Annotated in this window: 11 protein-coding genes; 1 reads left to right on the top strand and 10 read right to left on the bottom strand. The window is 75.9% G+C overall.

Going from position 1 to position 18491, the window contains the following annotated elements:
• Positions 1-90: 90 nt before the first annotated feature.
• The 10 genes from ACH4LD_RS33015 to ACH4LD_RS32970 all read right to left on the bottom strand — a co-directional run bounded on the left by ACH4LD_RS33015 (position 91) and on the right by ACH4LD_RS32970 (position 14468).
• Entirely contained in the window at positions 91-2388 is a 2298-nt protein-coding gene (locus ACH4LD_RS33015; protein ID WP_398057879.1) for a lantibiotic dehydratase, read from the bottom strand.
• Between the two features lie 9 nt (positions 2389-2397).
• Entirely contained in the window at positions 2398-2658 is a 261-nt protein-coding gene (locus ACH4LD_RS33010) for an acyl carrier protein (RefSeq protein WP_398057881.1), read from the bottom strand.
• Between the two features lie 74 nt (positions 2659-2732).
• Positions 2733-3677: a threonine/serine dehydratase gene (locus tag ACH4LD_RS33005; protein ID WP_398057882.1), complete on the bottom strand. Its 945-nt coding sequence runs from the start codon at positions 3675-3677 to the stop codon at positions 2733-2735.
• A complete protein-coding gene (locus ACH4LD_RS33000; RefSeq protein WP_398057883.1) occupies positions 3674-5200 on the bottom strand; it encodes an amino acid adenylation domain-containing protein in 1527 nt (508 codons plus the stop codon). Before ACH4LD_RS33000 ends, ACH4LD_RS33005 begins: the two co-directional genes overlap by 4 nt.
• Positions 5197-7527 carry a lantibiotic dehydratase gene (locus ACH4LD_RS32995; RefSeq protein WP_398057884.1) on the bottom strand — a complete coding sequence of 777 codons (2331 nt, stop codon included), beginning with the start codon at positions 7525-7527 and terminating at the stop codon, positions 5197-5199. Before ACH4LD_RS32995 ends, ACH4LD_RS33000 begins: the two co-directional genes overlap by 4 nt.
• 52 nt (positions 7528-7579) lie before the next feature.
• Positions 7580-8527 (bottom strand): ornithine carbamoyltransferase, encoded by a 948-nt coding sequence (locus ACH4LD_RS32990; RefSeq protein WP_398057885.1) that lies wholly within the window; start codon positions 8525-8527, stop codon positions 7580-7582.
• 27 nt (positions 8528-8554) lie between these two features.
• Positions 8555-9823: a diaminobutyrate--2-oxoglutarate transaminase gene (locus tag ACH4LD_RS32985; protein WP_398057886.1), complete on the bottom strand. Its 1269-nt coding sequence runs from the start codon at positions 9821-9823 to the stop codon at positions 8555-8557.
• A gap of 30 nt (positions 9824-9853) precedes the next feature.
• Positions 9854-13045 (bottom strand): amino acid adenylation domain-containing protein, encoded by a 3192-nt coding sequence (locus ACH4LD_RS32980; RefSeq protein WP_398057887.1) that lies wholly within the window; start codon positions 13043-13045, stop codon positions 9854-9856.
• Between the two features lie 161 nt (positions 13046-13206).
• A complete protein-coding gene (locus ACH4LD_RS32975) occupies positions 13207-13845 on the bottom strand; it encodes a LuxR C-terminal-related transcriptional regulator (RefSeq protein WP_398057888.1) in 639 nt (212 codons plus the stop codon).
• Entirely contained in the window at positions 13842-14468 is a 627-nt protein-coding gene (locus tag ACH4LD_RS32970) for a LuxR C-terminal-related transcriptional regulator (RefSeq protein ID WP_398057889.1), read from the bottom strand. Before ACH4LD_RS32970 ends, ACH4LD_RS32975 begins: the two co-directional genes overlap by 4 nt.
• Positions 14469-15242: 774 nt before the next feature.
• Here ACH4LD_RS32970 and lanM point away from each other — a divergent pair.
• Positions 15243-18398 carry a type 2 lanthipeptide synthetase LanM gene (lanM, locus tag ACH4LD_RS32965; protein ID WP_398057890.1) on the top strand — a complete coding sequence of 1052 codons (3156 nt, stop codon included), beginning with the start codon at positions 15243-15245 and terminating at the stop codon, positions 18396-18398.
• The last annotated feature ends 93 nt before the right edge of the window (positions 18399-18491 follow it).

The raw sequence follows: 18491 nt of genomic DNA, 5'->3' as shown, positions 1-18491 counted from the left end.
GGGGCCCGGCCCGGTGCGGCCTTGTTCAGGCGTCAGGAACGGTCCGGCGCCGCCGTCTCGTACGGGGCGGCGCGCGGGTGCGCCGAGGGTTCAGTCCGTCACGGCGACGAGGCGGAGTTCGGAGGTGTAGCGCCGGCCTTGGTCGTCGGTGAGCCAGGTCTGTTCGGGGGTGGGGAGCATCTCGGTGACGGTGAGGCGGGCGTCGGGGTCCTTGCGGGCGAGCCGGCGGGCGGCCTTGGCGAGGATGTTGACGTAGACGGGGCTGTCGAAGTCGACGAAGAAGGGCCGGGGTTCGGTGGGGGAGACGACGAAGACGAAGCGGGGCAGTTCGTGGGCGTCGCGCCACTGCCGGGCCCGGACGAAGCGCCGGGCCTCGCTCTTGTCGTCGGCGAAGGCCAGCGCGGACCCGGCGAACCGCCAGCTCTCCCGGGCCACCGTCATCCGGTCGATGGTGACCCGGGGGCAGTGGTCGGCCTCCGGCAGCAGCCGGAACCGGTCCGTCACCAGCGTGGTCAGCACATGGGCGAACACCTCCACGACCGGGAACACCGCGCCGTCGGGCAGCACCACGCACAGCCGGCCCTCGCGGTGCTCCACCACCGCGTCGGCGCTCGGCACGGTGCGCTCGCGGAACGGGTCCGCCGTGTCGTCGAGCAGGGCGACCTGGTAGTCCCGCGGCCGTACCAGCGCGTGCCGGATGCGGGCGGAGAGCCGGGACCTGTGCTCCTTCGGCAGCAGTGGCATCAGCCGGGGCTCCGGGTGGTCCCGGTCGGTGCGGTCGAACAGCTCGCGCGGGTCGGGATGCTGATTGACGAACAGCTCGTTCCCCATCGTGTTGGAGGCCAGGTGGAGTTCGCCGAGGGTCAGGCCGAACTCGCCGCGCTCGACGGCGGCGGCGTCCTCCGCGGCGATCATCACGTCCGGGCTGATGTACCGCGCCGCGGTCCAGCCCGGCGCGGTGGCGGGCCCGAAGACCTCCGCCACCCGGCCGGCGATGTCCGCGGCGGCGACCGTGACCCGGCGCACCCCCGGCGGGGCCGGGAGGATCCGCTGCCAGCGACGCTCGAACTCCGCCTGGAGGCCGGCGGCCTCGGCCGCCGCGGCCCCGTGCAGGACCGGCATGCAGGCGAACCAGAAGGCGGCGAGGTCCACCGCGCGCCCGGGCCCGGCGTCGGCGCGCAACCGCTCGTACACCTCCGTGACGCGCTCCGTCACACGGGCGGCCAGGGCCGAGCAGAGCCAGGAGGCCGAGGACATCAGCAGGTCGAGCGGGGCGAGCGCGTCCAGCACCCGGCTGCCGAGCGTCACCCGGGCGGCACGGCGGCTGTCCGAGTAGACGACGGCGCGGCCGGGCGCCGTCGTGGTGCTCTTCTCGCGTTTGGCGGCCGACTCCGTCACGCGTCGGAACGTCTCCTCGACGGCGGTGAGCGCCGCGACCAGCCGCTCGGGGTCCCCGGCGGCCGCCCGGACACCGGCGACCGCGGTCTCCAGTTCGTCCATTCGGGCGAGGGCGGCGGCGCGCGGCGCGGGCTCGCCGATCCGCTCCAGGCAGGCGCGCAGCCGCCGGTCGGGCCGGATGTCGGCGGGCACGTCCAGCCGCCAGGTGACCCAGCGCAGCCGGACCAGCTCCTCCAGCAGGGCGGGCACGTCCGTTCCCGGGCCGATCTCCCGCTGGAGGGCCGGGACGGAACGGGTGCCGTCACACAGGCGCAGCAGCCGGAGCGTCTGCGGCGGCACCGGTCGCGGCGGTCTGGCGGGGAGCCGTACGGCGTCCTCCTCCAGCCGTACGAACGGCACCCGGCGGGGCGCCGCCCAGGGCCGCACCGCCGGGTCGGCCTCGATCTCACGGGCCAGGGCGTCGACCGACCAGCTGGACCAGAACACCTCCGAGGAGGCGGTCAGCCCGGCGCCCGGCTCGACGGCCACGCCCGGCCGGTCGGTGTCGAAGACGCCCCAGCCGACGGGACCGAAGAAGCCGATGGTGTCGTTCTTGACGCAGAACCGCTGCCAGTAGTGGGCGACCAGCTCCTCGCGCTGACGCTGCTTGAAGGTGCGGCCCGCCGTCCGCGGTGACCAGTTGAGGAACGGCCGGATCGCCGAGTCGAGCACCCCCCGGTTCTGCCAGGCGACCGCCGCCCGGAACGGTCCGGCGGCGGCGATCTCCTGCGCGGTCCCGGCCGCGCGCACGGCAGCCTGCGTGAACTCTGTCTCGAAGGCATCCCAGGCCGCCCCGGACAGGGCGTCCCGCGGCCCGAACTTGTCCGCTGCCGCGGCCAGGCCCGCCGGGGCGAGCCGGAGCACCCCGTCCGCCGGGAACCCCGCGCCGCGCACCGCGACCTGGTCCCACAGCCGCCAGCGGCCGCTCAGGGAGACGGATCCGTCGTGCATCCCGGCCCCCTAGGCCGACGCGGGAGCGAGGGACAGGTCGTCGGCGACGACCTCCGCCAGCTCGGCCGGGGACGGATAGGTGAAGACCAGGGCGACGGCGATCTCGGCGTCCAGCAGCTCCTGGAGCCGGTGGACGATCTGGAAGGCGGCGAGCGAGTCGCCGCCCGCCTCGAAGAAGTCGCTCGCGGCGTCCAGGGTGTCGTCGCCGAGCGTCTCCCGGTAGTAGCCGGTGATCAGCCCGGTGAGTTCGGCGGTGTCGATGGGGTTCATGGCCCGTCCTTCTTCGTAGGGGTAGGGATGTGGACAAGGGAGGGGAGGGGAGCGGCACGGTGCGGCGCGGCCGGTCAGCGGCCGGTGGCGGGCGCGGACCGGGCCGTGGCAAGGGCGGCTGCGCTGTTGCCGCCGGAGACGACGACGGCGACACGGCCGGACAGCCCCAGCCGCAGCGCGCCGGCCAGGGCGGCGGCGCCGCTCGGCTCCGCCGGGATGCCGGCGCGGTGCAACAGGGACATCGCGCGCAGCACGGCCCGGTCGCCGACAGCGGTCAGCTCGTCGACCCGGTGCCGGACGATCGGCAGGACCACCTCGCCGGGCCGCTGGCCCCGCAGTCCGTCCGCCACCGAGTCGCTGGGCGGCACCTCCACCGGGCGGCCCGCGGCGAGGGAGAGGGCGTAGCGCCGGGCCCCCTCGGGCTCCACGCCGATGATCCGGACCCCGCTGCCCAGATGGGCGGCGGCGAGGCAGACACCGGCCAGCAGGCCGCCGCCGCCCACCGGGACGACGATCGCGTCCAGGTCGGGGGCGTCCTCCAACAGCTCCAGGCCGACGGTGCCCTGTCCGGCCACTACGAGTTCGTGATCGGAGGAGGGCACCAGCGCCGCCCCGGTGCGGCCGGCGAGGTCCCTGGCGTGGCGGTCGCGGTCGGCCACCCCGCCGGCCACCCGGACGACCCGCCCGCCCAGTGCCCGGACGGCCGCTTCCTTCGCCTCCGCCGCGCCGGACGCCATCACCACCGTGACCCGGACGCCGAGCGCGCGGCCGAGGGTGGCCACCGCGATGCCGTGGTTGCCGGAGGAGCCGGCGACCACCTCGTCGGTGCCGAGCGCGAGCAGCGCGTTGGCCGCGCCGCGGAGCTTGAACGACCCGCTGCGCTGGAGGTGTTCGCCCTTGACCAGCAGCCCGGGCAGCACGTCGTGGCGCAGCAGGGGAGTACGCCGCACATGGGGGGCGATCCGGTCGGCCGCTGCCTGGACCGCGGCCGGTGCGACGCCGGTGTCCGCGGCCCTCATGACACGGGCTCCGGTACGGAGGCGCGCAGCGCCCGCCGGTCCGCCTTGCCGCTGTGGGTGACGGGCAGGCGCTCCAGCCGGGTGAACCGCCGGGGCATCATGTGCGGCGGCAGCGTGCGGGCCAGGTGTGCGCGCAGCTGGGCGTCGGTGATGCCCTCCAGCGGGCCGGTGACATGGGCGCCGAGCCAGGTCCGGCCCCGGTCGTCGGTCTCGGCGGTCACAACGGCGCCCGTGACATCGGGGTGGGCGAGCAGGGCGCCCTCGATCTCGGCCGGGTCCACGCGGTGGCCGCGGATCTTGATCTGGCGGTCGGCCCGCCCGAGGTATTCGAGGGTGCCGCCGGGGCCGCGCCGGGCGAGGTCGCCGGTGCGGTACAGCCGCGCGCCGGGCGGCCCGTACGGATCGGGCGGGAACCGGTCCGCCGTCAGCGCGGGCCGTCCGCCGTAGCCGCGCGCCACACCCGCGCCGCCGATGTGCACTTCGCCGGTCCGCCCGTCCGGGACCTCGTGGCCCTCCGGGTCGAGCAGTCGCACGACGGTGCCGTCGACCGGGGTCCCGACGGTGTCCACGGAGGTGTCGGGGTCGGCCGGCACCTCGTGGCGGGTGGAGGTCATGGTGCACTCGCTGGGCCCGTACTGGTTGACCAGCCGGCCGCCTACCAGGGCACGGCCCCCGGCCGCGAGGAAGGGACGCAGCGACTCCCCGCTGGAGCAGACCAGGCGCAGGGAGCGCAGCCGCTCGGCCGCCGTCGGGGACTGGGCGAGGAAACCGAGGAAGGACGGGGTGGTGCTCAGGAGGGTGTCGACGCCGTACTCGGCGACGGTGTCGGCGAAGGACTCCGCCCGCAGCAGACTGGAGCGTTCGACCAGGACGACGCACCCGCCGGCGGCGAGCGGTGCGAAGGTGTCCCGGATCGAGGCGTCGTAGCCGGGCGGGCCGAGCTGGAGGGTGACGGTGCCCGGGCCGAGGGCGTTGTCGCGGACGACGGCGCGCAGATACGTGTCGAGACCGCCGTGCTCGATCAGGACGGGGTTGGGGGCGCCGGTCGAGCCCGAGGTGTGGCTGACGTAGGCGAGCGAGCGCGGAGGGGGGGCTGCGAAGACGGCCGGCGGCGGGTCGTCCGCGGGGAGCCGGTCGACCAGGAGCGAGGGCGCGTCGACCAGCGGTCCCAGGCGGTCGGCGAGGGCCGCGCGGGTGATCAGGCGGGCCACGCCGGCGCCGGCGGCCAGCGCGGCGAGCCGCCCGTCGGGCAGACCGGTGTCCAGGGTGAGGAACGCCCCGCCGGCCCGTACGACCGCGGCGGTCGCGACCACGGCGTCGGCGCCGGGCGGCAGGGCCACCGCGCAGACCCGCTCCGGACCCACACCGTGGGCGACGAGACGGGCGGCGAGCCGGTCGATCCGGGCGGCGAGTTCGCCGTAGCCGGTCGGACCGTCGGCGGTCAGCAGGGCGGCGGAGCGCGGCGCGCGGTCGGCGTGCGCGCGGATGTCGTCGACGAAGGTCGTCCGTGCGGGTGCGGTCATGCCGGCTCCCCGGGGGCGGCGCTCCGGTCGACGGCGACGAGGCGGAGTTCGGAGGTGTAGCGCCGGCCTTGGTCGTCGGTGAGCCAGGTCTGTTCGGGGGTGGGGAGCATCTCGGTGACGGTGAGGCGGGCGTCGGGGTCCTTGCGGGCGAGCCGGCGGGCGGCCTTGGCGAGGATGTTGACGTAGACGGGGCTGTCGAAGTCGACGAAGAAGGGCCGGGGTTCGGTGGGGGAGACGACGAAGACGAAGCGGGGCAGTTCGTGGGCGTCGCGCCACTGCCGGGCCCGGACGAAGCGCCGGGCCTCGCTCTTGTCGTCGGCGAAGGCCAGCGCGGACCCGGCGAACCGCCAGCTCTCCCGGGCGACGACGGTGGAGTCGATGGTGATCCGGGGCGAGTGGTCGCCGTCCTGCCGCAGGGTGAAACGGTCCATCACGCGGTTGCTGAGCGCGTGGCAGAACACGTCGAGCAGGTCGAAGACCGAACCGTCGGGCAGCACGGCCGCCAGCCGGCCGTCGCGCTCCTCCACCCGTACGTCGCCGGAGCGGACGGTACGGGGGCGGTGCGGGTCGGCGCTGTGGTCGGCCAGCGCGACGTAGTGGTCCTCCGGGCGGTCCAGGGACTGCCGGCTGCGGGCGGACCACTTCAGCGGCAGCTCCTTGGGCAGCATGGGCAGCAGCCGCGGGCCGGGGAAGTCACGGGTGGTCTCCTCGACCAACTGCGCCCGGTCGGGGTGCTGGTGGACGAAGAGCGACTGGCCGATGGTGTTCATGGCCACGTGCAGTTCGCCGATGACGAGCTGGAAGTCGCCGCGTTCGACGGCGCCCGGGTCATCGGCGACGATCATCAGGTCGGGGCTGACGTACCTGCTGAGCGACCAGCCCCGCCCGCCTCCCGGGAACGCCTCGCGGACCCGGTCGGCGATGGCGGCGCTGGACAGGCGGACCCGCCGGGCGCCGGCCGGGGCGTCGATGATCCGTCCCCAGCGCTCGCGCAGTTCCGCCTGGATGCGCTCGATGTCGGTGATGGACTCCGGGTGCGGGGCGGGCAGGCAGGCGAACCAGAGCGAGCCGAGGTCGACCTGTCCGTGCCGCTCCCGCAGCGCGAGGTAGGCCTGGCGGATGCGCGCGCTGACGGCCTCGGCGTACCGGTCGGTCATCCAGCGGGCCGCGGTCAGGCACAGTTCCAGCGGGGCGAGCCGTTCCAGGACGGCGGTGCCCACCGTGGCCGTGGCGGAGCGGCGGCAGTCGGAGTACACCAGCGCGCGGTTCGGCGCGGTGCGGGCCCCCTTCTCGCGGACCGCGCAGGCCTTGGTGATCTCGGCGAAGTCCGCCTCCAGGGCGGCGAGCGCGGCGATCAGCTCCTCGGCGTCGGCGCCGGCCCGCTCGACCCGGTCGCGGCCGGCCTCCAGCACGGCCAGCTTGGCCAGGGCGGGCTCCCGTACCGCCGGGTCGCCGATGCGCTCCAGCAGGGCGCGCAGCTCGCGCTCGGGGTAGGTACCGGCCGGCACCTCCAGCCGCCAGCCGACCAGACGGCGCGAGACCAGCCATTCCAGGGCCTCGGTCACCTCGCGCTCCGGCAGGTCCCGGCCCAGTTCCCGGGCCGCCAGCGCGGTGATCTCGGCGGGTGTCCGCCGCCCGTCGCACAGGCCCAGGACGGTGAGCGCGGGCCCGGGGGCCGCCTGCGGCGGGCGGCCGGGCAGGCGCACCGTGCCGTCCACCACCCGGACGTACGGCACCGGGCGCGGCGCAGTCCACGCCCGCACCCGCGGGTCCTGGTCGATCGCCTTGGCCAGGGCGTCCATCGACCAGCTTGAGAAGTAGACCCGGGACTCGGCGACCAGACCGGAGCCCGGGCGCACCTCGACGCCGCGCCGGGAGGTGTCGAAGACCCCCCAGCCGACCGGTCCGAAGAACCCGATGGTGTCGTTCTTGACGCAGAACCGCTGCCAGTAGTGGGCGACCAGCTCCTCGCGCTGGCGGGGCATGCTGGTGCGGCCCTCCGCGGACGGCGTCCAGTCGAGGAACGGCTTGATGCCGGTGCGCAGCACCGCACGGTTCTGCCACGCGACCGCCGCCCGGAACGGTGCCGAGGCGGCGATCTCCTGGAGTTCGCGGGCCGTGCGCACCGCGGCCGCCGAGAAGGCCTCCTCGAACGCCTCCCAGTCCGCCCCCTCCGGCACCTCCCCGGGGGCGAACTTGTCCGCGGCGGAGGCCAGGCCCTCCGGGGCCAGCCGGAGGACCCCGGCGGCGGGGAAGCCGGGACCGCGGAGCGCGAAGTGCGTCCACAGGCGCCACCCGCCGCCGGGCATGCGTACGGTGTCGGACATTGCTGGGGTCCCTCCCTGGGAAGAGTGCGCCGGACCGGCGGCCGGCCGGTCGTCAGGCCAGCACGGCCGGAGTGCCGCCGAGGCACCACTCCAGAACGGCACGGGCGCTGTGGTACTTGTTCTCGGCCTGCTGGAACGCGATGCTCGCGGGGCCGTCCAGTACCTCGCCGGTCACCTCGTCGCCCCGGTGCGCGGGCAGGTCGTGCATGAAGACGGCGCCGGGGCAGGCCGCCATCACCTCGGCGTTCACCTGGAACGGCGCGAAGACGCGCCGCCAGTCGGGGTCCGGCTTCGTCGTGCCGGTCGTCTCCCAGCGCGTGGTGTAGACGATGTCGACCTCGGGCAGGTCGGCCATGTTGTGACGTTCCTCCACCCGCGCGCCGGACTCCTTGGCGTGCACGCCGGCCCGGTCGAGGAAGGACGGGTCGAGTCCGTAGCCGGGCGGGGTCCGCAGGTGCAGCTCGGTGCCGGGGAACCGGCTGAGGGCCAGGGCGAGCGCCGAGGCGGTGTTGTTGCCCTCGCCGGCGTACAGCACCCGCAGCCCCTCGATCCGCCCGAAGCGGCCGAGCATCGTGGTCAGGTCGGTCAGCGCCTGGGTGGGGTGCTCGGCGGCGCTCATCGCGTTGACCACGGCCATCCGCTGCTGGGCGGCGTAGGCGCGCAGCTCCTCGGTGCTGCCCGCGGTGCGCGCCACCAGCACGTCGAGCATGCGGGACAGCACGTCCCCGGTGTCCTCGGAACTCTCCCCGGTGTTCTCCTGGAGGTCGCCGGGGCCATAGGTGATCAGCCGCCCGCCCAGCCGGAGCGCGCCCGCCGAGAACGCGGTGCGGGTGCGGGTGGACGTCTTGCGGAACAGGACGCCGACGACGGCGTCGGCGAGCGGTCGGGCGCCTTCGCACTCGCCGGCGGCGTACTGGGCGCCGCGGTGCACGAGCCAGCGCAGCTCCCGGTCGGTCAGGTCGTCGACGGAGATCAGGTGGTGGCGGTTGGGGCGGGGCATCGGTGACTCCTCTCGGGTGGCCGGCCGTCAGTTCGCCCGCAGGGCGTCGAGCAGGATGCCGAGCCCTTCGTCGAGCAGGCCGGGGGCGATGGTCAGCGGGGGCATCACCTTCAGGACCTCGTCATGGCGGCCGCAGCGCTCGACGACCAGGCCGTGCTCGAAGGCGTGACGCTGGACGCGTGCGGCCCGCTCCGCGCCGCCGGCGAGGGCGGTGTCGACGCCGAGCACCATGCCCCGGCCGCGCAGTACGAGACCGGGGTCCAGCGCGCCCGCCTCGGCCCGGAACCGGGCGAGGCGTTCCGCACCTCGCCGCAGGCCGGTCAGGAAGCCGTCCTGCTGCCACAGTTCGCACGCCGCGGTGGCCGCTACGAAGGCGAGCTGGTTGCCGCGGAACGTCCCGGTGTGGTCGCCGGGCTGCCACAGGTCCAGCTCGCGGCGGAACAGGGTGAGCGACAGCGGCAGTCCGTAGCCGCTGAGGGACTTGGAGACCGTGACGACGTCCGGCACGATCCCGGAATCCTCGAAGCCGAAGAAGGCGCCGGTGCGGCCACAGCCGGTCTGGATCTCGTCCAGGATCAGCAGCACCCCGTGCCGTTCGGTGACCTCGCGCAGCCGGCGCAGCCACTCCCGGCTCGCCGGGTAGACGCCGCCCTCCATCTGCACCGCCTCCACGACGACCGCCGCGGGCACCTCGGTTCCGGAGGACGGGTCGGCCCACAGCCGCTCGATCAGGCCGATCGAGTCGAACGGGCCGAGCGGGCCGTCCTCGAAGGGGACGAAGGTCACGTCCCCGCCGGCGACCGCGCCCGCGCGGCGGGCGCGGCGGCTGCCGGTGACCTCCAGCGCGCCGCGCGACATCCCGTGGTACGCGCCGGTGAAGGCCATGAGGCCGGTGCGGCCGGTCGCCCGGCGGGCCAGCTTCAGCGCGGCCTCCACCGCGTCGGTCCCGGTCGGGCCGGTGAACTGCACCTTGAAGTCGAGGCCGCGGGGCCGCAGCACGACCTCGGTGAAGCGGGTGAGGAAGTCGCGCTTGGCGACGGTGTGCAGGTCCAGGCCGTGCATCAGCCCGTCGTCGGCGAGGTAGTCGAGGACGCGTCCCTTGACGGCGTCGTGGTTGTGCCCGTAGTTGAGGCTGCCCGCGCCGCAGAAGAAGTCGATGAAGGCCCGGCCGTCGTCGGTGTGCAGCAGCGCGCCCTTGGCGCGCTCGAACACCACGGGGAAGGTACGGCAGTACATCCGCACCTCGGACTCGATCTTGTCGAAGACGGAGGTGTCGGTGGTCGCAACGAGGGTCATGGCGGTCCTTGGGGGAGGAGGCGGTTTCGGTCAGCGGCCGGCGGTCGTGCGCGCGCCGCGCGGGCGGGCGGTCAGCCGGGGCAGTGGGCCGTCCGCCGCCAGGGGCGGGTAGCCCTCCAGGGCCGTGGCGAGGGCGGCGACGGTGGGGTGGTCGAACAGCGCCCGTACGGGGACGTCCACCCCCAGGGCGGCGCGCAGGCGCACCGACACCCGCGTGGCGAGCAGCGAGTGTCCGCCGAGCAGGAAGAAGTCGTCGTGGGCGCCGATCCCGGTGGTGCCGAGGACGTCCTCCCAGACCTTGGCCACGGACCGTTCCCGCGGGGTGGCGGGCGCGGCGGCGGGGCCGGCCGCCCGCGGCGCCGGCACGGGCAGCGCGTGACGGTCGACCTTCCCACTGACCGCGGTCGGGATGGCGTCCAGCAGGACGAACGTGGCCGGGACCAGGTGGTGGGGGAGCGAGTCGAGCAGTTCGGCGCGCAGGGCGTCGGGCGTGGGAGGATTCCCGGCGTCCTCCGCGACCAGGTAGGCGGTGAGCTGCCGGCCGCCGTCGGCGTCCGGCGTCGGGTGCACCACGGCGGCGCGGACGCCGTCGAGGGCGAGCAGCGCGGCCTCGACCTCCCCCGGTTCGATGCGGTGGCCGCGGATCTTGACCTGGTGGTCGCTGCGCCCGAGGATCTCCAGCGAGCCGTCCGGGCGGAGCCGGCCGAGGTCCCCGGTGGCGTACAGCCGGCCGCCCGGCGACGTGGCGTGCGGGTCGGGGAGGAAGACGCCGGCGGTCTGGGCGGGCCGGCCCCGGTACCCCCAGGCGAGGCCGTCGCCCCCGACGCAGACGTGCCCGGTGACGTCTTCGGCCACCGGCTCCAGCCGGTCGTCGAGCACCCGGACGGTGGTGTTGTCCACCGCGGCCCACTGCCGTACCCGCCCGTCGGCGCCGTGCCGGGCGACACTGGTCCAGATGGTGGCCTCCGTCGGCCCGTACAGGTCCAGCACCGAGGCGCCGCCGGCGGCGAGCGCCGCCGCGAGGTCGGTGTGCAGCTTCTCACCGCCGGACAGCACGGTGAGGTCCGGGCCGGGGGTCCAGCCGCCGTCGACCAGCATCCGCAGCATCGACGGCGTGGCCTGGAACAGGTCCGGGCGGGTTTCGTCGATCAGCCGGATCAGGCGTTCGGGGTCACGGGCCTGCTCCGCGTCGGCCAGCACCAGCCGGGCGCCGGTCAGCAGCGGCAGGCACAGCTCCAGCATCGAGGGGTCGAAGGAGGCGGTGGTGACGCCGAGGACGGTGTCCCCCGCCCGCGGCCCCAGCAGGGCCGCCATCGCGTGGAGGAAGTTGGTGAGCGCGCTGTGCGGGATCTGCACGCCCTTGGGGGTGCCGGTCGAGCCGGAGGTGTGGAAGACGTACGCGAGGTCGTGCGGGCCGGTGCTCCGGTCGAGCCGGTGCACCGGGCCGGCGGGCGGCGGGGCGCCGTCGAGCAGCAGGGTCCTCGCCCGCGTGCCGGCCACCCGGTCGGCCAGCGGTCCGCTGGTGACGACCACGGCCGCGTCGGTGCCCTGGACCAGGTCGCCGATGCGCCGCGCGGGGTGCAGGGGATCGAGCGGGACGTAGGCGGCGTCCGCCTTGAGCACGCCGAGCAGGGCCACGAGGAGCCCGGTGCCGCGCTCCAGCAGGACGCCCACCCGGGAGCCCCGCCCGACACCGAGCCCACGCAGCCGGTACGCCAGCTTGTCGGCCCGTTCGTCCAGACCGGCGTAGCTCAGCTCGCCGTCGGTGGAGCGGACGGCGACGGCGTGCGGGGTGCGGCGTGCCTGCTGTTCGAACAGGTCGGTGACGGTCCGCGGGGGCACGGCGCGGGTGCCGCCGAGGCCGAGCGCTAGCCGGCGGCGGCGCTCGCCGCCCGGCAGCGGTTCGAGGGACGCGGTGGCGTGGGTGAGGGGTTCGTCCGGAGCGGCGAGCAGCGCGCGCAGCAGCCGGACGTAGTCCTCGGTGATGCGGGTGGCCGTCTCGGGCGTGAACAGCGCGGTGGCGTACTGGAGGCGCAGCCCGAGGCTGCCGTCGGGCCGGCCGAGCACGTCGAGCGCCAGGTCGAACGGCGTCCCGGCGATCGGTGTCGGCACCACCTCGACCGACAGGCCGGGCAGGTCGGGCGGCTCGGCCTGGGCGTCGAGCGTGAGGAAGGAGACCTGGAAGAGCGGATTGCGGCTGAGGTCGCGGGGCGGGGCCAGGTCGCCGACCACCCGTTCGAACGGGGTGTCGGCGTGCGTCAGGTCGGTCAGGGACGCGTTCCGGACGCGGTCCACCAGGGCGCCGAAGCCCGGCCGGCCGGACAGGTCGGCGCGCAGGACGACCGTGTTGACGAAGGGGCCGATGAGGTCCCTGGCGGCGGCGTGCCCGCGGCCGGCGACCGGAGTGCCGACGGCGAAGTCGCTCTGCCCGCTGTAGCGGCCCAGCTGGGCCTGGAACGCGGCGAGCAGCACCATGAACCGGGTGGCGCGGCGGGACCGGGCCAGCCGGTCGGCCTCGGCCACCAGATCGGCCGGGAGGGTGCACCGGGCCACGGCGGCGGCGCCGTCGAACTCGGCGGGGCGGGGCCGGTCGGTCGGCAGCTCCAGCGGCGGCAGGCCCGCCAGACGCGTACGCCAGTGGTCGAGGCCGCGGGCGAGCCTGGGACCCGCGGACCGCTCGCGCTGCCGGGCCGCGAGGTCGGCGTACTGGAGGGGAAGCTCCGGCAGCCCGTGCGGGACGCCGGTGGTCCGGGCGCGGTAGGCCGCCGCCAGCTCGCGGGTGAGGATGTTCCAGGAGGAGAAGTCGAAGGCGATGTGGTGCACCACGACGACGAGCAGGTGATCGTCCGGCCCGAGCCGCGCCAGGGTGGCCCGCAGCGGTGGCGCCGCGGACAGGTCGACCGGCCGGCGCACCGCGCGGTCGAGTACCGCGGCGACGCCGGACGCGTCGGCGGCGGGCGCCTCCACCGTCTCCAGCGGCACCTCGACGCGCGGGACGACCTGTGCCACCGGCTCACCGTCGGCGGCCACGTACCGGGTGCGCAGCACTTCGTGCCGGTCGGCCACGTCGGTCAGGGCGGCGGCGAGGGCCCCGGCGTCGAGGCCGCCGCGCAGGCGCAGCGCCAGCGGAAGCAGATGGTCCGCCGTGCCGGGTCGCAGTTGGTCGAGGAACCACAGCCGTTGCTGTGAGAAGGACACCGTCCGGCCGTCACCGCGGTCCACCGGCTCACCTCCAGGGAAGTCGGGTAGGTCGTCACGCGCCCCGGGTGGCCGGGGCACGTCCGGAGCTTGCCGTCCGGGCACGGCGGCGCAGTAGGGAAGGAGCGGCAGCGCCCGTCGCGGCTTTTGCTGCGTCAATGTCTCTGTTCGTGGCCGTGACCGGGTCAGATCAGCCCGGTGCGGACGCCGTACGCCACCGCGTGGGCCCGGTTGCGGACCTGGAGGCGGGTCATCAGGTCGTACATGACGTTCTTCACGGTGTGCTGGGAGCAGGAGAGCTCACGGGCGATGTCCGCGTTGCCGTGCCCCTCCGCGACCAGTGCGAGCACCGTCTTCTGCCGGGCCGTCAGCGGCGAGTCGGGGGCGGGGCCCCGGCGTTCCGCGTCGCCGTCCGCCCGGTCGAGGAGGCGGACCAGGACGTCGTAGGACATCCGGCCCTCGCCGTACCGGGCCGCGTGGACGGCGGTCAGCAGGCGCTCCGGGGTGGCCTCCGCGGACTGCAGGATGGCCACCGCCCCGGCCCGCACGGCCAGCCGCACGCCCGCCGCGGTCAAGGTGTCGGCGACCAGCACGAGCGGACCGCCGCCGGACGCCGGCCAGCCGTCGAGCGCCGCACCGGGCGTCCGCCCTACGGCCACCCGGACGGCACCCTCGCAGCGTCCGGCCGTCAGCTCGACGCCCGCCCGGCGCAGTCCAGCGGCCACCGCGTCCCGGACCGGCCCGCCCGCCGGGCCGAGATGCACGCGCGGCACGACGTCGGCCCGGCCGGACCGGGGCGGCGCTTCGAGGACGAGGCCGCTCACAGCAGGCCCGTCCGCAGGGCGTAGGCCACCGCGTGGGCGCGGTTGCGCAGCCGGAACCGCTGGGTGATGTCGCGGACGACGGTGGTCACCGTGCGGGGGGAGTAGCAGAGTTCCCTCGCTATCTCATCGGTCTCCCGGCCGTCGGCCACCATCCGCAGGACCGCGCGCTCCCGCTCGTCCAGACCCCAGTCGGGTCCCCGCCCCCGCACACCGGGATACGCGTCGGCCTCCTCGGCGCCCCGGTCGAGGAGGCCGTCGATCAGGTCGGGCGGCACGGTGCAGTCGCCGCCGGCCACGGTCCGCACGGTCCGCGCCAGCCGGTCGGCGTCGACCTCGTGGCGGCGCAGCAGACCCCGGGCCCCGGCACTGATGGCGTCCGCGGCCTCGCCCGGGGACATGTCGGAGGCGATCACGACGAGGGCCGGCCGGTGCGGGCCGGCGCCGGCCGAGGCCACCAGGTCGAGTTCCCGGCGATCCACCCGGTCGAGGATCACGACGGCCACGTCGGCCTCTTCCTCCGGCTTCACCAGCGTGAAGTCCGGAGCGCCCGACAGGGCGCTGACGGCGCCGGCCTCCAGCAGCGGGTCCAGGGCCACGACGCACAGCGACAGGGGACTGCCCATGTGTACTCCTCGGTCAGCGTGGGCGAACCTCTCGGCGAGGAGTCTCGGCAACCGGTGCGCGGCACCGCATGGGGCGCGACTACCCGCATTCCCGCGCCCCGCCGCCGGGCCCGCGCGCCCGCCCCAGGCCCGTAGCGGCGGGTTCGCGTACGGCGGGTCCGCGTTCGGCGGGTCCGCGTTCGGCTGGATGCCCCCACCGTTCGCGCACGGCCGGGCATTCCCCCTGGCGGTGCCGGTCGCCGGGGTTCGTCCGGCCTGGATCCGGTGTCGTCACGGCCGTCACCGCTCCCGCTCCGCTGCTGACTGTGTGTCAGCGGCGGGTCCGCGCACGGCGGGTCCGCGCACGGCGGGTCCGCGTTCGGCGGGTCCGCGTTCGGCTGGATGCCCCCACCGTTCGCGCACGGCCGGGCATTCCCCTGGCGGTGCCGGTCGCCGGGGTTCGTCCGGCCTGGATCCGGTGTCGTCACGGCCGTCACCGCTCCCGCTCCCCAGCTGACGGTGCGTCAACAGCGGCTCCCCGTAAGGCCGGGCACCCTCGATCGCGCCCGGTCGGACGCCCCCGACCGCACGCGGCCCCCGCCCCCGGACGGCGCCCGTCGCCGCGGGCTCGACCGGCCCCGGCCCCACGTCCTCACGGCCGCCCACCGCACCCGGCGGACCCCCCCTCCGGGCGAATGGGGGCCCGGCGGTGGCGCCGACTGGGTAGTCCGCCGCGGAATGTGGGGGTCCCCATCCCCTGTACGGGCGGGCGCCGCCGCTGGAAGGGTGGCGGACGTGACCACAACCGACACCGCCCGTCCCACCACGGAGGCGACGCCCGCCTGGTGGGCGCCGGCCGCGACACTGCGCGAACGGCTGTCGGCCCCGCACCCGCCGACGGCGCCGACGGCGGGCCCGGCCGCCGGACCGCACCCGCGCTCGCCGATGGAGCTGACCTGCGAGTCGGTGCGCTCGGCCTATCTGGGCGCCGACAGCCGGCTGATGGCCGCGCTCGCCGCCGAACCCCCGGCCCGGCTGGCCGCCCGGCTCACCAAACCGCGGTGGTCGGTGTTCGTCGAGGACGCGGTCGCCGCGGCCCCCGAAGCACCCGCGGAGGTCGGCGGGACAGCCGTGACCGCGCCCGCCGACCCGGCGGACGGAGCGACCGTGTTCGCGCCGGTGCTGCGCCCGCTGGTGACCGCGGCCGTCGCAGAGCTGGCGGAGCAGGCCGGGGCGGACGGCGCGGAACCCGACGAGGTGGCGGTGTTCACCGGGGCCTACGAGCACTGGCTGACCCGCCGGCTGGCCAAGGCCGCCGCCCGGACGCTGGCCGTCGAACTGGCCGCCGCTCGGGCCGGCGGCGAGCTGTCCGGCGCCACCGCCGCGGCCCGGTTCGCCGACTTCACCGCCCGGACCGGCACCCGGGCCGGTCTCGCCCGCCTGTTCGCCGGATACCCGGTACTCGCCCGGCTGCTCGCCCAGACCTGCCGGCACACCGCCCGGTCCGGCGCGGAACTACTGGCGCGGCTCGCCGCCGACCGGCCGCGGCTGACCGACGACCTGTTCGCCGGACGGGACCCCGGCCGGCTCACCTCCGTCGAACTAGGGCGGGGGGACCTGCACCAGCGCGGCAGGTCGGTCGCGGTGCTCCGCTTCGCCGACGGTGCCGGCGCGGTCTACAAGCCGCGGCCGGTCGACCAGCACGCCCTGCTGGACCGGATGGCCCGCTGGCTGGACGACAGGACGCCGGAACTCGGGCTGCGCACCCCGCGCTGGGTGGCCGGGGACGGTTACGGCTGGGTGGAGTACATCGAACACCGGACGTGCCGTTCGCTGGCCGAGATCGACCGGTTCCACCGCCGGCAGGGGGCGCTGATCGCACTGGCCTACACCCTCGAAGGGGTGGACCTGCACTACGAGAACGTCCTCGCGCACGGCGACCACCCCGTGCTCGTCGACGTCGAGACGCTGCTCCACCCCGCCCTGCGCGAGGGCGGGACCACCCTGCCGGACCCCGCCGCCGCGGCGCACGCCTCCTCCGTGCACCGCACCTGCCTCCTGCCGCAGCTCCTGGTGGGCGAACTGGGCGCGGTCGACGTCTCCGCGCTCGGCGGCGCACCGGGCGGGCTGTCCCCGAACACCCGGATGGTCTGGGAGGACGCCGGCACGGACGAGATGCGCCTGGTACGCCGCCCGGTGCCGTTCACCGGCGCGCTGAACCGGCCCTACAGCGCCGACGCCGGTCCCGGGAGCGCCGACCGGCAGGCCTCGGTGCTCGCGGGATTCCGCACCGGGTACGACGCCGTCGTCCGGCACCGCGACGAACTGTCCGGCCCCGCGGGACCGCTCGCCGCCGGCGCGGACGCCGTCGGCCGACTCGTGCCCCGCCCGACGGTGCTCTACGCCACCCTGCTGGAGGAGGCGACCCATCCGCAGGTGCTGCGCGACGGGCTCGACCGGGACGCCATGTTCGCGGTGCTCTGGGCCGACTCGGACGGCGACCCGGCCCGCCAGGCCCTGATCGAGCACGAGATCGCCGACCTGTGGGACGGCGACGTCCCCGTCTTCTTCCACCGGCCCCGCTCGCCCGAGGTCCACGCCTCGGACGGCAGCCCGGTCGAGGGCGTCCTCGACACCTCCGGCCTCGCCTCCGCACAGGCCAAGCTCGCCGCCATGACCACCGTCGACCGCCACGCCCAGGAATGGATCATCTCGGCCACCCTGGCGTCCGCGGAACCCGACGCCGCCCGGCGCCACCACCGGGTGAGCCGCCGGGCCCGGCCGGCCCCCGCCACCCTGCCGGAACCCTCCGCCCTGCTGGCCGCCGCCTCCGGCATCGCCGACGAGATCGCCGGTCGGGCCGTCCACGGGCACGGCCGGGCCAACTGGATCGGCCTGGAGGCGGTCGACGGCCGATGGACGGTACTGCCCATGGGTGCCGGACTGGCGCAGGGGTACAGCGGAGTGGCCCTCTTCCTGGCCCAGCTCGGCGCGCTCACCGGCTCTCCCCGGCACACCGGACTGGCCCGGGCGGCGCTCGCCCCGGTGCCCGACCTCGTCACGGCGATGGCCGCCGATCCGGCGCTGAGCCGGGCCGCGGGCCCCGGCGGCTTCGAAGGCCTCGGCGGGATCTGCTACGCCCTCGCACGGGTGGCCACCCTGGTCGACGACGACCTCGCGGGGTGCCTGCCGACGGCGCTGGACGCCCTGGCGTCGGCGGCCCTCGACGACGACACCCCGCCGGACGTGTCGGAGGGCCTGGCCGGGGCCCTCGCCGCCCTGCACGCGGTGCACCGCGAACGCCGGCTGCCGCAGGCCGCCGCCCTCGCCGACCGCGTCGCCGCACGGCTGCTGGAGCTCCCGCCGGCCCGCCGGCCCGGCGACGGGACACCGGAGGACTTCGGTTTCGCCTTCGGCGAGGCGGGGATCGGCTGGGCGCTCGCCCGGCACGCCCGGTTCTCCGGCGGCCCGCTGGGCGCGCGGGCCGAGGAAGCCGGCCGGGCCAGGCTGACCAGCGCCCTCGCCGCGGCGGACCGGCTGGACGCGGGCTGGTGCTCCGGCACGAGCGGCGTCCTCCTGGCGGCGGCCGACGCCGGACTCCCGCCGCACCGGGCGAACGGCCCGGCCGGGAACGCGGCCCGTCGGCTCGTCGAACACCCCCCGGTGACCGACCTCAGCCTCTGCCACGGCGAACTGGGCATCGCCGAAGCGGTGGCCGCCCTCGCCGGCCACGGCCAGGCCGAGACACGCAGCGGCCCCACCGGACGGACCGGCCTGGCACTCGGACTGCTCCACGCCTGGGGACCCCGCTGTGGGACACCCGGCCGCGTGGCCACGCCCGGCCTGCTCACCGGACTCTCGGGCATCGGCTACGCCCTGCTCCGGCTGGGCTTCGCCGACACCGTGCCCTCCGTCCTGCTGCTCGAACCCGGCCCGGACGGCGGGGGCTGAGCCCCCCGCGCCCAGGCTCGGGGGCACCACACCCCCTTGGAAAGACGAACATTCGGTGAACCCAAGCGATCCCCAGCCGGATCGACGTCCACA

The organism is Streptomyces sp. NPDC017676 (genome assembly GCF_044329325.1).
In the GTDB taxonomy this organism is placed as follows: Bacteria; Actinomycetota; Actinomycetes; order Streptomycetales; family Streptomycetaceae; genus Streptomyces.
Note: the sequence above shows the minus strand (reverse complement) of the source record. Positions and strands in the feature narration are given on the sequence as shown.

What these genes read in the sequence shown, in the direction of transcription:
- ACH4LD_RS33015 (WP_398057879.1), bottom strand. Translation starts at nt 2,388, where the DNA reads ATGCACGACGGATCCGTCTCCCTGAGCGGCCGCTGGCGGCTGTGGGAC.
- ACH4LD_RS33010 (WP_398057881.1), bottom strand. Translation starts at nt 2,658, where the DNA reads ATGAACCCCATCGACACCGCCGAACTCACCGGGCTGATCACCGGCTAC.
- ACH4LD_RS33005 (WP_398057882.1), bottom strand. Translation starts at nt 3,677, where the DNA reads ATGAGGGCCGCGGACACCGGCGTCGCACCGGCCGCGGTCCAGGCAGCG.
- ACH4LD_RS33000 (WP_398057883.1), bottom strand. Translation starts at nt 5,200, where the DNA reads ATGACCGCACCCGCACGGACGACCTTCGTCGACGACATCCGCGCGCAC.
- ACH4LD_RS32995 (WP_398057884.1), bottom strand. Translation starts at nt 7,527, where the DNA reads ATGTCCGACACCGTACGCATGCCCGGCGGCGGGTGGCGCCTGTGGACG.
- ACH4LD_RS32990 (WP_398057885.1), bottom strand. Translation starts at nt 8,527, where the DNA reads ATGCCCCGCCCCAACCGCCACCACCTGATCTCCGTCGACGACCTGACC.
- ACH4LD_RS32985 (WP_398057886.1), bottom strand. Translation starts at nt 9,823, where the DNA reads ATGACCCTCGTTGCGACCACCGACACCTCCGTCTTCGACAAGATCGAG.
- ACH4LD_RS32970 (WP_398057889.1), bottom strand. Translation starts at nt 14,468, where the DNA reads ATGGGCAGTCCCCTGTCGCTGTGCGTCGTGGCCCTGGACCCGCTGCTG.